Raw genomic sequence first — 13,906 nt, forward strand, 5'->3', positions numbered from 1 at the left:
CCAGATGACGCGGCCACCCTACGGCTACGGTTCGCCGCCCGGATATCAACCCGAACCCGGATATCAGCAACCGCCGGGATATGGTCCGCCACAGGGTTATCCACCCGGTTACCGTCCGCCTTACGCGGCGCCGTACGGTCCGCCGATGCCGTATCAGCGGCCGGGTTATCCGCCGCGTCCGTACCCGCCGCGACGCCGGAGTTCGGGTGCTGGGCTCAGTGCGCTGCTCGGTGTACTGACGGCCATCGTCTTGGTCGTCGGACTGTTTGCCGCCTCGGCGATTTCGGCCGACAACGAGAAGAAGCGCAACCGCCCGTCGGCCTACCCGCCGCCGACGCCGAGCTACACCTACACGCCGCCGACTTCGTCGACCTCCTCGCCGAGCCAGGCATCGAGCGCCGCGGCGGCGACCACCAGTCGCGCCGCCGCGCCGACGACGACGAAACCCGCTGGGCCGCAACCGGTCGCGAAGCTCGGAGATAATCCGCTGTTCGGTGACACCGACACTGGGCTGATCAATGTCGAGTGCGGTTACCCGTCCTGGGCTGCGACGGCTGCCGCGGCCCAACGGTTCTTCGAGGCCGCCGCGGCTTGTCTGGACAAAAAGTGGCGGCCCGCCCTGCAGCGGTCGAATCTGCCCTTCTCCAGCCCGAATGTTCGGGCGCCCGCCCGAGCGGAGGACGAGCCATCGCCGTGTACCTCATCCGGTGGCAGCTATGCGGCGTTCTACTGTTCGGCGAACCATACGATCTACATGCCGCTCGATCACATCCAGGTCGAGCAGTACGGCAATGATGCGGTGATCTACCTGGCGGTTTTCGCGCACGAGTACGGCCATCACGTGCAGGCGATCTCCGGGATGACACAGCAGATGAATACCGAACGCAGCGCGGCGGGCACCCGCAGCGCTCGAGGGCTGGAGTTGTCACGCCGCTTGGAGTTGCAAGCGCAGTGTTTCTCCGGAATGTACGTCGGCACATCGGTCTACGATGGCGCCTTTACCGATGCGCAGGGAGCTCGCGCCACGCAGGACACGTATGGGCGCGGCGACAAGAAGGGTGACGCGCGCGATCACGGCACCGGGCAGAACGCTGGGGACTGGTTCGCACAGGGCTACAAGACCGACCGGACACCCCAGTGCAATACCTGGCTGGCATCCTCGGACGACGTCGCGTAACCGTGTCGGTGGCCGCAACAGCCACGTCGTGACTTCGCGCTCGGCCGAGGTGTCCTGGCGCCTTTGGTGTTTCGTATCAGTGATCGCCACCCGGCGTCTGCCCGAAGTGCCCCTCGCCCAAGCGCCGCGGCGCATGTCCGTGCACGCCTTCGGCATACGCGGTCTCCGCATGCAGTGCGAAGTCGATGCCCGCGGACTCGTCTTCCTTGCTGACCCGGAATCCGAGGAAGCGGTCGATGGCCTTGCCGAGCACGAAGGAGACGGCGAACGCATACGCCGCGACCACCAGTACGCCGACCAACTGCTTGCCGAACTGCGCGAGTCCGCCGCCGTAGAACAGACCCTCGACCCCACCGGTCATCACCTGGTTGGCCAACAGTCCGATCAGCAGCGTGCCGACGATGCCGCCGACGAAGTGCACGCCGACCACATCGAGCGAATCGTCGTAGCCCGCCTTGAATTTCCAGCCGACCGCGAACGAACACACCACACCGGCAGCCAAACCGACGATGAGCGATCCGAGCGTATTCACCGAACCACACGAAGGTGTGATCGCGACCAGACCGGCCACCACACCCGAGGCCGCACCGAAGGTGGTCGGCCGCCCGTCGCGGATCTGCTCGACGGCGAGCCAGCCGAGCATGCCCAGACAGCCCGCGACCAGGGTGTTCAGAAATACCGCTGCCGCAATACCATTCGCCGACAGCGCCGACCCGGCATTGAAACCGAACCAGCCGAACCAGAGCAGACCCGCCCCGAGCAGTACGAACGGCAGGTTGTGCGGACGCATCGCATCGGTCTTGAAGCCGATGCGCGGGCCGAGCACGAGGGCCAGCGCCAGCGCCGAGGCACCGGAGGCGATCTCTACGACCATGCCGCCCGAGTAGTCGAGCGCGCCGAAGGAGGCCAGCCACCCGTCCGGCCCCCACACCCAGTGCGCGATCGGCACATAGACCGCCAGCGCCCACAGCGGCACGAACACCATCCAGCCCGCGAATTTCGCGCGGTCCGCGATCGCACCGCTGACCAGTGCCGCGGTCAGGATCGCGAAGGTCAGCTGGAAGGTGGCGAACAGCAGTTCCGGAACGGTGCCGTGAACGGAATTCGGATCGATGCCCGCCATCCCGAAGTGGCCGAGATCACCGATCAGACCGCCGCCCGCGTCCTCGCCGAAGGCCAGGCTGTAACCGGCCAGCAGCCACACCACGGTCACCAGCGGGATCGCGATGAAGTTCATCATCAGCATGTTGAGTACGCCGGTCGAGCGCACCATCCCGCCGTAGAAAATCGCCAGCGCGGGCGTCATCAGCAGCACCAGGGCCGTGCTGACGAGCAGCCAGGCGGTGGCCGCGGGATCGATGGTTGAGGACACGGGGTAACTCCTTCCACGCGTGCATGCGTTGCGAAGAAGTTACCGAATGCTCACATCGTCGCTGGGTGTCGGCCCAGACAGTTCAGCGCCGCGCCTTCTTGGCCAAGGCGCGCAGACCGCGTCGCCCGGGCACCGGAAGGTCCTCGCTCTCGGCCATCCATTCGGCGGTGGTGAGCCACCGGCGCTGGATGCGCGCGTCGGCGGTGTCGTGGAAGAGCCGACGGCCGCGATCGTCGCGCAGGTCGTGGGCGAGAGTGGACCAGCGCGGCGCGCGGTCATTTTCGGCCAGATAGTCGCGCAGGTAGGTCGCGACGATCGTGCCGATCGTATTGACCGGTCGCAGCGAGACCCGATTGCCGTACTTACCGGAGTAGAAACGTCTTGCGGCGCAAAGCGATCCGGCATTGGCGTTGGAGGCGATCCAGCCGGCGCGCTGGGCGCGCTCGATCAACCAGAGGTGTTTCACCGCGGTCGGGGCGATATCGCCGATCCGGTCCCGGATCAGTGTCATCACCGGTTCGGACTGCAGTACGTCACGTCGGGTGGGGCCGGCGCCGTGTGCGAGCCAATGGTCCTCGGCCAGCCGGGCAAGTATCCGGCCGAAGTCATCGATGCTGCGCTGGGCCCGGCGACCGAGGCGTTCGATCCGTTCGGCCTCCCGGCGCATCTCGTTCTGCGCCGTGAGGGTGCGGATCGCCGCCATGGTCGGCACCTGGCCGCGTTCCAGTAGTTCGAGGATGGCGGCGGCGGTCGACGGATCGGCGGCCGCGGCCACCGGTAGCGAATCGCGCTTGATCGCGAAGTCCTGCGGGCTGATCGCCCGGCTGAGCAGGTCGACGGCGGCATGGTCGTCGGCGAAATCGGTGCTCGAAAGCCAGGCGGCGGCGATGTCGTCACACGACGGCACGGTGGAAATTTCCTCCGGTGGAAGTGGTGTGAGTTCGGCGAAAAGCGCCGGAATTGTGGATTTCAGGTTGTGCCCCGGTCGGGATGAGGGACCGGCCGGGGCCACCAACCTGATGAAGGTTTGGCTACCGAAGTTGCCGCTAACCACGGTAGCCAGGCGATTGCGTATATGTCATGCCCGTTGATTGATTCGTTATCTCCGCAAAGAGCTCCAGAACCGGGGCGTGAGTTCAACTAATCGCCGCGAAGTGCACTGGACGGGCGCCAAAGTTCGCTGTTCGTCCGTTCTCGATCTTCGATTGCTCCGACTTTGCCGCCTTCGGCGCTGATCAGTGGGGGCTAACAAAGATCCGAGCATCCTGTGATCTACATCACATTTCTGTCGCGAAACGCCCGGCATCGCGCCGCGCCCGGCCTGTCGGTCGAGGGGAATGTGCTTTGTCGGTGGGCGCCGGTAACCTCTGGCCGTGGCTCTGTACCGGAAGTACCGACCGGCAACGTTCGCTGAAGTGGTGGGTCAGGAGCACGTCACCGACCCGCTGAGTACCGCGCTCGACACCGGTCGCATCAGTCATGCCTATCTGTTCTCCGGTCCCCGGGGCTGTGGCAAGACCTCCTCGGCGCGCATCCTCGCGCGCTCGTTGAACTGTGTGCAGGGCCCGACCTCGACACCGTGCGGCGTCTGCCCGTCCTGTGTGGCGCTCGGGCCGGGTGGTCCGGGGAATCTCGATGTGATCGAACTGGACGCCGCGAGTCACGGCGGTGTCGACGACACCCGCGAACTGCGTGATCGGGCCTTCTACGCGCCCGCGGAGTCGCGGTATCGGGTATTCATCGTCGACGAGGCGCATATGGTCACCACGGCCGGGTTCAATGCGCTGCTCAAGATCGTCGAGGAGCCGCCCGCCCATCTGATCTTCATCTTCGCCACCACCGAGCCGGACAAGGTGCTGCCCACTATCCGGTCCCGCACGCATCACTACCCGTTCCGGCTGCTGCCGCCCGCCACCATGCGTGGACTGCTCGGCAAGATCTGCGAGCAGGAGCAGGTGTCGGTCGAGGAGGCGGTGTACCCGTTGGTGATTCGCGCCGGTGGTGGGTCGCCGCGCGACAGCTTGAGTGTGCTCGACCAGTTGCTCGCGGGCGCCGGTCCCGAGGGCGTCACCTATTCGCGGGCGGTTTCGCTGCTCGGCGTCACCGATGTCGCGCTGATCGACGATGCGATCGACGCGCTCGCCGCCGGCGACGGCGCCGCCCTCTTCGGCACCATCGATCGCGTCATGGAGGCGGGTCACGATCCGCGCCGCTTCGCCGTCGACCTGCTGGAACGTCTGCGCGACCTGATCCTGCTGCAGGCTGTCCCCGATGCCGCCGACCGCGGCCTGGTCTCCGGCCCCGGCGACGTCCTGGATCGCATGCGCGAACAGGCCGAACGCACCGGCCCGGCCACCCTGGCCCGGCACGCCGAACTCCTGCACGAGGGCCTCGGCGAAATGCGCGGCGCCACTGCCCCGCGCCTGCTGCTCGAAATCGTCTGCGCCCGCATGCTCCTCCCATCGGTCTCCGACGCCGAATCCGCGACCCTGCAACGCCTGGAGCGCCTCGAACGCGGCATAGCCACCGGAGCAACGGCGCCGCCCACCGCCGCGGCCCCGTCCGCTCCGGCGCGGCCCGACGCCCCAGCCCAATCGGCACCGCCGCGTTCGTCCAACGAACCTGCCCGCCGCCGAGGCGCGGAACTCCTCGCCGCCGCCCGCCGCGAAAAAGACGCCACCCGCACGGGCGCCAGCCCAGCGAGTTCTCCCGCGCAGGCTGGTGCTTCCGCGCAGGCTGGTGGCCCGGGGCAGAGCCTGCCTGCAGAGCGCGCAGCTGCTGTGGAACAGCACTCGACCGCCAGGCATGGTGCCGATCCAGAGGGTCCGGCAGGTGGGCCGAATCCTGCGATCGGACCGAGCGCTGCGGCAGCACAGACCCCATTGGCGGCAGCGGCTTCGGCCGCCCGCCAGGATTCTGCAGAGCAGGGTGCAGCCGCAGGGCAAGCCGATGCGGGAGCCGGATTCGCTTTCGTGCCGGATGATTCGACGGCCGAGCGCGGCGAGACGCGGGCGGGTGCCGATCGCACGGCTGTCGACCGAGGTTCGAGCACTGAACAGGTCGGTGCGGCAGAGCTGGCCGGAGTCGATGCCTCGGCCGGGACGAGCGGGGCACCTGTCGATGCGGCGTCCGCGGGACAAGCACGCTCTGGTGCTTCGTCGGGTGCTGGCGTTGACCCGACCGATGCCGCACGTAATGAGGCCTTCGCGTCTTCTGGTGTCGAATCTGCGGATCGAGCCACCGCACCCGGTCGAGGTGCGGCCGACCCGGCGGACGACGCGGGTTCGCAGGCTGCCGCCGGATTGCTGGAATCCGAAGGGACGCAGGCGGTCTCTGAGAAAACTGCACCGCGACAGCGCGACTACGCCGGGGCCGCAGCGGTTGGCGAAGGTTCAGCGCCGTCCAATTCGGAAGTTGCGCAGTCGATTTCGGCTCGGCAATCCGACCAGGCTGCCGCGGATCAGGCGGCGTCCAAGGCCGGTGCGGCGCAAGCGAGCGAGCAGACCGGTGGCGCAGGCGCGAGTGCCGCAGCGCACCATGACGCTGCGGTGAAACGGTCGGAGCGAGATGTAGCGGATCGGACCGCGACTGGTGCGGCGCAAGTGAGTGAGTCGACGCCCGGGGCGGGCGCGGGGCCTGCGGGCGCCGCTCGCGCTCTCGCGCGACCGGGTGGTGCGGCCCCGCAGGGCGGCGCGCAAGCTGCTGATCACCAGGGGAGCGCGCAAGGTGCCGCGCAGGAGAGCAGTGCGCAGGCTTTCGCGGACCAAGTCGGTGCGGAGGCCGGTGGGCAGGGGGATGGGGATTTGTTGCGGGCGGTGGAGGGGGCATGGGGGGAGATTCGGGCGAAGGTTCGGGAGTTCGGGCCTACCGTGCAGGCGTTGTTGTCGGGGGCGTCGGTGGCGCGGATCGAGGGGGAGGTGATCGTATTCGTGCATCAGCATGCGCCGTTGGCGCAGCGGTTGTCGGATCCGCGGAATGTGGAGGCGGTGCGGTCGGCGGTGCGGGCCGTGCTTGGCGGCGATCATCCGATTCGCTGGGAAGCGGGTGGGGCCGCGCCTCGGCCCGCGGCTGCCGCGCCGAAGGCGAGCCGGGGGCGCGGTCAGGCCGGGCAGCAGGCCGCTGGTGCGCCGGGACGTGAATCCGGCAACCCGGCCGGACGCGCTTCGGATGCACCCGCCCCGCCGCGGTTCTCGCGGCCGAGCCAGGCCAGGGCGGCGGCCGCCGATCCGGCGGCGGGCCCTGGTCAGCGGCCCGCACCGAGTGGTGACGCACGGTCGTTCCGCGGCGACGACGATATTCCGCCGCCCGACTTCCCGGATCTACCGGATGACCCGGGCCCGATGGATTACGCGCCGATCGATGGCGTCCCGCCGCCCTCCACTCCGGAGGAGGAACAGGAGATGCTGGCCGAATCGCAGACCCCGGTGGCGCCAGGGGATCGACGCGACCCGGATGAGGTGGCCCTGGAGTTGCTCAAAAGTGAGCTGGGTGCCACACGGCTGGATGGTTGACAACCCTCGTTCACGAGACGTTAAGTTAACCGGAGTTCGCACACCACGGTAGTATGAACGGGTGGCCGCGAGCCGCGGTGTGGCGAAGTTCTATGGTATGCGGAGGCATGCGGGTATCAAGAACTCGTCATCGCCGCTGCTTGTCGACTTTTGTACAGCGTCAGGACGGTCGGTCTCCGGACCGATCGGCGAGGTCACTCGCATGGACGGACGAATGTTCGGCCGCCGCACCCTTAAGGAAGGAACACTCCGATATGACCACAGAGGCCTACATTTACGAGGCCATCCGCACCCCGCGCGGACGCGGCAAGAAGAACGGTTCGCTGCACTCGGTCAAGCCGATCGACCTGACTGTTGGTCTGATCCAGGAGCTGCGCGGCCGTTTCCCGAACCTCGACGAGGACCGGATCTCCGACCTGATCCTCGGCGTCGTCGCGCCGGTGGGTGACCAGGGCGCCGATATCGCCCGCACCGCCGTGACCGTGGCCGGCCTGCCCGACACCGTCGGCGGCTTCCAGCTCAACCGCTTCTGCGCCTCCGGCCTCGAGGCCGTCAACCTGGCCGCGCAGAAGGTCCGCTCGGGCTTCGACGACCTGGTCCTCGCCGGTGGCGTCGAGTCCATGTCCCGCGTGCCGATGGGCTCCGACGGTGGCGCCTGGGCGCTGGACCCGGCCACCAACTACGACACCTACTTCGTGCCGCAGGGTGTCTCCGCCGACCTGATCGCCACCATCGAGGGCTTCTCCCGCGATGACGTGGACGCTTACGCCGTGCGCTCGCAGGAGCTCGCCGCCAAGGCCACCACCGGCGGCTACTTCGCCAAGTCGATCGTTCCGGTCAAGGACCAGAACGGCCTCGTCGTCCTCGACAACGATGAGCACATGCGTCCGGGCACCACCGCCGAGGATCTGGCCAAGCTGAACCCGTCCTTCGCCGTGGTCGGCGAGATGGGTGGCTTCGACGCCGTGGCGCTACAGAAGTACCACTTCGTCGAGAAGATCAACCACGTCCACCACGGTGGCAACAGCTCGGGCATCGTCGACGGCGCCGCGCTGGTGCTGATCGGTTCGGAAGAGGCGGGCAAGGCCTCCGGCCTGACCCCGCGTGCGCGCGTCGTCGCGACCGCGACCAGCGGCGCCGACTCCACCATCATGCTGACCGGTCCGACCCCGGCAGCCAAGAAGGTGCTGGCCAAGGCGGGTCTGACCCTCGACGACATCGACCTGGTCGAGATCAACGAGGCCTTCGCCTCGGTGGTGCTGAAGTTCCAGAAGGATCTGCAGATCCCGGACGAGAAGCTGAACGTCAACGGCGGCGCCATCGCGATGGGCCACCCGCTCGGCGCCACCGGCGCCATGATCACCGGCACCATGGTCGACGAGCTGGAGCGCCGCAACGGCCGCTACGCGCTGGTCACCCTCTGCATCGGTGGCGGCATGGGCGTCGCCACGATCATCGAGCGCGTCTAACCCCAACCGACAGCTGAGAATTCACGGCGGCGTTCGCGCAGGCCCGGAGGCGGTAGCTTGCGTAACCACGTAGGGACCGCGAGCGCCGCCAATTAGACACAGGAGACACAGAGCTGTGAGCGAGACCAACATGATCGGTTGGGAGCAGGATTCGGACGGCATCGTCGTTTTGACGATGGACGACCCGAACCAGGGCGCCAACACGATGAACGAGCTGTACAAGACGTCGATGACCGCGACCGTCGACCGGCTCGAGGCCGAGAAGGACAGCATCACCGGCGTGGTGATCACCTCCGCGAAGAAGACCTTCTTCGCGGGCGGCGACCTGAAGAACATGATGAAGGTCGGCCCGGAAGACGGCCAGGCCCTCATGGAGGAGCTCGGCACCATCAAGTCGGCGCTGCGTCGGCTGGAGACCCTGGGCAAGCCGGTCGTCTCGGCGATCAACGGCGCCGCGCTCGGCGGTGGCCTGGAGATCACCCTGGCGACCCACTACCGGATCGCCGCGGATGTGCCGGGCGTGCAGCTCGGTCTGCCCGAGGCGACCCTGGGCCTGCTGCCCGCCGGTGGCGGTGTGATCCGCACCGTGCGCATGTTCGGCCTGCAGGGCGCGCTGATGCAGTTCCTGCTGCAGGGCAACAAGTACCGCCCCGGCAAGGCCAAGGAGATCGGCCTGATCAACGAGGTCGTCGGCTCGGTCGAGGAACTGGTGCCCGCGGCCAAAGCGTGGATCAAGGCCAACCCCGAGGGTGGCGTGCAGCCCTGGGACAAGAAGGGCTTCAAGATCCCGGGCGGCACCCCCTCCAGCCCGGCCTTCGCCGCCAACCTCCCGGCCTTCCCGGCCAACCTGCGCAAGCAGCTCAAGGGCACCAACATGCCCGCACCGCGCGCCATCATGTCGGCCGCGGTCGAGGGTTCGCAGGTCGATATCGACAACGCGTCGCTGATCGAATCGCGCTACTTCGTCTCGCTGCTGACCGGCCCGGTCGCGAAGAACATGATCCAGGCGTTCTTCTTCGACCTGCAGTCGATCAACAATGGCGGTTCGCGGCCCAAGGATGTCCCGAAGAAGGAGATCCGCAAGGTCGGCGTGCTCGGCGCGGGCATGATGGGCGCGGGTATCGCCTACGTCTCGGCCAAGGCGGGCTACGAGGTCGTGCTGAAGGACGTCACCATCGAGGCGGCCGAGCGCGGCAAGAACTACTCCGAGAAGATCGAGGCCAAGGCCCTTTCCCGGGGCAAGACCACCGAGGAGAAGTCCAAGGCGCTGCTGGACCGGATCAAGCCGTCCGCGGATGCGGCCGACTTCGCCGGTGTCGACTTCGTCATCGAGGCGGTCTTCGAGAACACCGAGCTCAAGCACAAGGTGTTCCAGGAGATCGAGGACATCGTCACCCCGGACGCGCTGCTGGGCTCGAACACCTCCACCCTGCCGATCACCGGTCTGGCGACCGGTGTGAAGCGCCAGGAGGACTTCATCGGCATCCACTTCTTCTCGCCGGTCGACAAGATGCCGCTGGTGGAGATCATCAAGGGTGAGAAGACCTCCGACGAGGCGCTGGCCCGGGTGTTCGACTACACCCTCGCGATCAAGAAGACCCCGATCGTCGTCAACGACAGCCGCGGCTTCTTCACCTCGCGCGTGATCGGCACCTTCGTCAACGAGGCGATCGCCATGCTCAACGAGGGCATCGAGCCCGCGACCATCGAGCAGGCCGGTCTGCAGGCGGGCTACCCGGCCGCGCCGCTGCAGCTGTCGGACGAGCTGAACCTGACGCTGATGCAGAAGATCGCCAAGGAGAGCCTGGAGGCCGCCGAGAAGGGTGACAACACCCTGGGTGTGAAGCGGCACCCGGCGCAGGATGTCATCGACTACCTGGTCGAGCAGGGTCGCCCGGGTCGCCTGGGCAAGGCCGGTTTCTACGAGTACGACGAGGACGGCAAGCGTCTCGGCCTGTGGCCGGGTCTGCGCGAGCACTTCAAGACCACCGCCGGTTTCGGTGTGCCGCTGCAGGATCTGATCGACCGCATGCTGTTCATCGAGGCGATCGAGACCCAGAAGTGCTTCGACGAGGGTGTGCTCATCACCACCGCCGACGCCAACATCGGCTCGATCTTCGGCATCGGCTTCCCGGCCTGGACCGGTGGTGTGCACCAGTACATCGTCGGCTACCCGGGCGGCCAGGCGGCCTTCGTCGAGCGCGCCGACTACCTCGCCAAGACCTACGGCGAGCGCTTCGAGGTACCGGCTTCGCTGCGCAAGTAGTCACGCGGTAATTCGCAACGGGCCGTAGCGACTGCTTGCAGGTCGCTCGAAAAGGTCAGCCCGCCACCGCATTTCGCGGTGGCGGGCTTTCGTCTTTTCCGGGCCGGAGACTTGGCTGGGCAATCAGACCGTGCAGGAGTAGCGGGTCCGTGCCTGCCGTCGGGCTAGCGCACGCTGATCCTGGTCAGCGCCAACACCTTTTCGGATGCCGTTAACCTGCGCGACCGGCCTCGTGGATACGGTGGTTGATTGTGGTCAGAAGTAAAGGGTCCCTGCTTGTAGCGACCGTCGCGCTCGCATGTGCTGTTGCCCCGGTTGCCGACGCAGCGCCGCAGCCGGTCGCGTCCGATGTCGCACCGGTGCGCATACTCGGCCAGCAGATCATTCCGTTCGACATGGACTTTCGGGGCACCACGGTCGGCGGCCTGTCCGGTGTCGATTTTCAGCCGAGCACCGGCGAATATGTGTTGATCAGCGACGACAGGTCCGAGCGGGATCCGGCGCGTTTCTACACCGCGCGATTCGGCGTGGACGACAGCGGCGTCGGTCCGGTGATGTTCACCGGTACCCGCCCGCTGCGTACGCCGGAAGGCTCGCTGTACGCGCCGAAGTCCTTGGATCCGGAGGAGATTCGGGTCGATCCGTGGACCGGTGACTACTTCTGGACGCAGGAGGGTGAGCGCACCGATGCCGTGCTCGCCGACCCCTCGGTCCGAATCGCCCACTTGGATGGCACTTTCGCCGCCGAACTCCCGATTCCGGAGAACGAGCGTACGCCCGACCACCGGCCCGCGCCAGAATCTCGCGCTCGAGGGTGCGACCTTCGCGGCGGGTGGCGCCCTGTTCGTGACCGCCGTGGAGGGCCCGCTGCTGCAGGACGGACCTGTCGCAACGGCGAAAACCGGTGCTACTTCACGGATTACGGTGCAGGCGCGGTTCGGTCCGCTGCTCGCTCAGTACGCCTACCCGATGGAGCCGGTCTTCGACGAGTCGAGTCCGGAGCCGGGCCAAGGCATGAACGGCATTGCCTCGATTTTGGCCGCCGATCCGCTCGATCCCGCGAAATTCCTTGTCCTGGAGCGCTCTTACATGCTCGGCGTCGGCAATAAGATCCGCATCTACGAGGCCGATACCAGTGGCGCGACCAACGTCCTCGACGCGCCGCTCGGCACCGCCCGGCCGGTCGCCAAGCGCTTGCTGGTCGACCTCGCCGATCTCGGGCTCGATCCCATCGACAATATCGAGGGCATGACCTGGGGGCCGCGCCTGCCGTCGGGCGAACGCACCCTGATCCTGGTCAGCGACAACAACTTTTCGGATAGGCAGGTCACCCAGATCGTGGCACTGGCCGTCCGGTAGCAGGTCGGCCAGCTGGCGCGTAGTTCAGCTGGGCCGCAGATCCTCCGTCGCCTGGTAGTACGCGTCCGCGGCGCGGGTGAAGTAGTCGAACAGCACTTCACGCTGTTCGGCGGAATACCCGCCGAGGATTTCGCCGATGGCGCGGCGGGCCGGCGCCAGGATTTCGTCGAGATCGGCTGGCTTGTCGATCAATTCGACGATGACCTTGCGGCGGTCGCCGGGTACCGGTACGCGGCGGACATAGCCCGCGTCTTCCAGGCGATCGATGAGGCGGGTGGTCGGGCCGGTGGTCAGTCCGCTGCGCGCGCCGAGTTCGCCGGGCGTCATGGCGCCGTTGAGTTCCAGGATGTTCAGGGCGTAGAGGTCCGTCGCGCCCAGGTCGACGGCGCGCGCACCGGCCTGTCCGTGCAGCATGACCGCGCTCAGATAGCGGCGGTAGACCTCGCTCGCGTCCGGGCGCATGGCAGGTGTTGACACGGATACCTCCATCTTTCTAATCTCTTCTTCAACGAAGAGACTTCTTCAATGAAGAAAGCTCTTACAAGAAGAAATCTAACATGGAGGGCAAAATGAATGCGGCATCGCGTAGCGATTCGATGAGGGGCGGCGGTCAGGCGACGGGTGGGCGCAGCAATGACACCCAGGCGATCGAAGCCGTACTCGCGGAATTGGTCGATGCATGGGGCCGCGGCGATGCCGACGCCTACGGCACCGTCTTCACCGAAGACGCCACCTACACAAGCTTTCTCGGCACCCTCTACCGCGGTCGCGCCGATATCGTCGCCTCGCATCGCGCCCTGTTCGGCAGCGTACTGAAGGGCACCCGGCTCGCCGACGACATCGTCGACATCCGCTTCTACGGCCCGGATACCGCCGTGGTCAACAGTCACGGCGACACCTACAAGGGCAAGCCCAAGCAGCTCACCAAGACCCAGACCTACACGATGGTCCGCCGCGACGGCCGCTGGCTGATCGCCGCCTTCCAGAACACCAAACGCAACAAGCTGATGGAACGCATCACCTACCTGTCCACCCCCGCCGCCCGCCCCGCCGCCGAGCGCTGAACCCCCACTGCCCCAAAGGATCCGCCATGAACGCCCCCGCACCCCGCAATCGTCGCCGCATCGTCTCCCGCGTCCTGGCCGCCTCCGCCATCACCCTCGGTGTCGCCGCGGGCGGCGGCTACCTCTAGCTGGACCAGACCTCGGACGTGCACAACCTCGGCACGACCGCCTGCACCACCGTCACCACGCCCGCGCCGCAGTCGGCCCGGGCAATCTGCGATCTGCTCGACCAACTCACCGACGCCTGGGGGCGCGGCGATGCCGACGCCTACGGCGCCCTGTTCACCGAGGACGCCACCTACACCAGCTTCGTCGGCACCTACTACCAGGGGCGCGCCGATATCGTCGAGGGTCACCGCGCCTTGTTCAAGGGCTTCAAGAAGGGCACCGAACTCACCGATTCGATTCTCGGCATCCGTTTCTACGGCCCGGATACCGCCGTCGTCACCAGTCGCGGCGATACCTACCAGGGCGATCCGAAACAGCCGGACGATCTGTCGAAAACGCAGACCTACACCATGGTTCGCCAAGACGGTCGCTGGTTGATCGCCGCGTTCCAGAACACGCAGCGCAAGAACGTCATGGAGCGGATCTCGTTTCTCTACGATCCGGCGACCAGGCCCGCGGCGGAGCGCTGAGGGGGCGTAACCACGCTGTTTCGAAAGCCACCCACTCGGGTTGATACCGC

At 66.9% G+C, this 13,906-nt stretch carries 8 protein-coding genes and 2 pseudogenes; 7 read left to right on the forward strand and 3 right to left on the reverse strand.

Features of this window, described 5'->3' with window-relative positions:
* Positions 1-4 precede the first annotated feature (4 nt).
* The gene (locus ACQPZ2_RS02585; RefSeq protein ID WP_433524134.1) at positions 5-1,177 is read left to right on the forward strand and encodes a neutral zinc metallopeptidase; all 1,173 of its coding nucleotides are present in this window, start codon (positions 5-7) and stop codon (positions 1,175-1,177) included.
* Positions 1,178-1,253: 76 nt separating this feature from the next.
* On the opposite strand, the gene ACQPZ2_RS02590 is transcribed toward ACQPZ2_RS02585, so the two are convergent.
* Positions 1,254-2,549: an ammonium transporter gene (locus tag ACQPZ2_RS02590; RefSeq protein ID WP_433524135.1), complete on the reverse strand. Its 1,296-nt coding sequence runs from the start codon at positions 2,547-2,549 to the stop codon at positions 1,254-1,256.
* Between the two features lie 82 nt (positions 2,550-2,631).
* The gene (locus ACQPZ2_RS02595; protein WP_433524136.1) at positions 2,632-3,603 is read right to left on the reverse strand and encodes a hypothetical protein; all 972 of its coding nucleotides are present in this window, start codon (positions 3,601-3,603) and stop codon (positions 2,632-2,634) included.
* A gap of 319 nt (positions 3,604-3,922) precedes the next feature.
* Here ACQPZ2_RS02595 and ACQPZ2_RS02600 point away from each other — a divergent pair.
* The 4 genes and pseudogenes from ACQPZ2_RS02600 to ACQPZ2_RS02615 all read left to right on the forward strand — a co-directional run.
* A pseudogene (locus tag ACQPZ2_RS02600) lies at positions 3,923-5,440 on the forward strand (DNA polymerase III subunit gamma and tau); the annotation flags it as partial.
* Between the two features lie 1,874 nt (positions 5,441-7,314).
* Positions 7,315-8,529 carry an acetyl-CoA C-acetyltransferase gene (locus ACQPZ2_RS02605; protein ID WP_387294101.1) on the forward strand — a complete coding sequence of 405 codons (1,215 nt, stop codon included), beginning with the start codon at positions 7,315-7,317 and terminating at the stop codon, positions 8,527-8,529.
* Between the two features lie 115 nt (positions 8,530-8,644).
* On the forward strand, positions 8,645-10,795 hold the full coding sequence (locus ACQPZ2_RS02610; RefSeq protein ID WP_433524137.1) for a 3-hydroxyacyl-CoA dehydrogenase NAD-binding domain-containing protein: 2,151 nt from the start codon (positions 8,645-8,647) through the stop codon (positions 10,793-10,795).
* 395 nt (positions 10,796-11,190) lie between these two features.
* Positions 11,191-12,154 (forward strand): annotated as a pseudogene (locus ACQPZ2_RS02615) (esterase-like activity of phytase family protein).
* 24 nt (positions 12,155-12,178) lie between these two features.
* Here ACQPZ2_RS02615 and ACQPZ2_RS02620 read toward each other — a convergent pair.
* Positions 12,179-12,631 carry a MarR family winged helix-turn-helix transcriptional regulator gene (locus tag ACQPZ2_RS02620; RefSeq protein ID WP_433524138.1) on the reverse strand — a complete coding sequence of 151 codons (453 nt, stop codon included), beginning with the start codon at positions 12,629-12,631 and terminating at the stop codon, positions 12,179-12,181.
* A gap of 92 nt (positions 12,632-12,723) precedes the next feature.
* Here ACQPZ2_RS02620 and ACQPZ2_RS02625 point away from each other — a divergent pair, with 92 nt between their 5' ends.
* A complete protein-coding gene (locus ACQPZ2_RS02625; RefSeq protein ID WP_433524139.1) occupies positions 12,724-13,218 on the forward strand; it encodes an SgcJ/EcaC family oxidoreductase in 495 nt (164 codons plus the stop codon).
* Between the two features lie 146 nt (positions 13,219-13,364).
* Complete coding sequence (locus ACQPZ2_RS02630) at positions 13,365-13,856, forward strand: SgcJ/EcaC family oxidoreductase (protein ID WP_433524140.1); 492 nt, start codon at positions 13,365-13,367, stop codon at positions 13,854-13,856.
* The last annotated feature ends 50 nt before the right edge of the window (positions 13,857-13,906 follow it).

This window comes from Nocardia pseudovaccinii (assembly GCF_050942345.1).
Taxonomy (GTDB): Bacteria; Actinomycetota; Actinomycetes; order Mycobacteriales; family Mycobacteriaceae; genus Nocardia; species Nocardia pseudovaccinii.

What these genes read in the sequence shown, in the direction of transcription:
- ACQPZ2_RS02585 (WP_433524134.1), top strand. Translation starts at nt 5, where the DNA reads ATGACGCGGCCACCCTACGGCTACGGTTCGCCGCCCGGATATCAACCC.
- ACQPZ2_RS02605 (WP_387294101.1), top strand. Translation starts at nt 7,315, where the DNA reads ATGACCACAGAGGCCTACATTTACGAGGCCATCCGCACCCCGCGCGGA.
- ACQPZ2_RS02625 (WP_433524139.1), top strand. Translation starts at nt 12,724, where the DNA reads ATGAATGCGGCATCGCGTAGCGATTCGATGAGGGGCGGCGGTCAGGCG.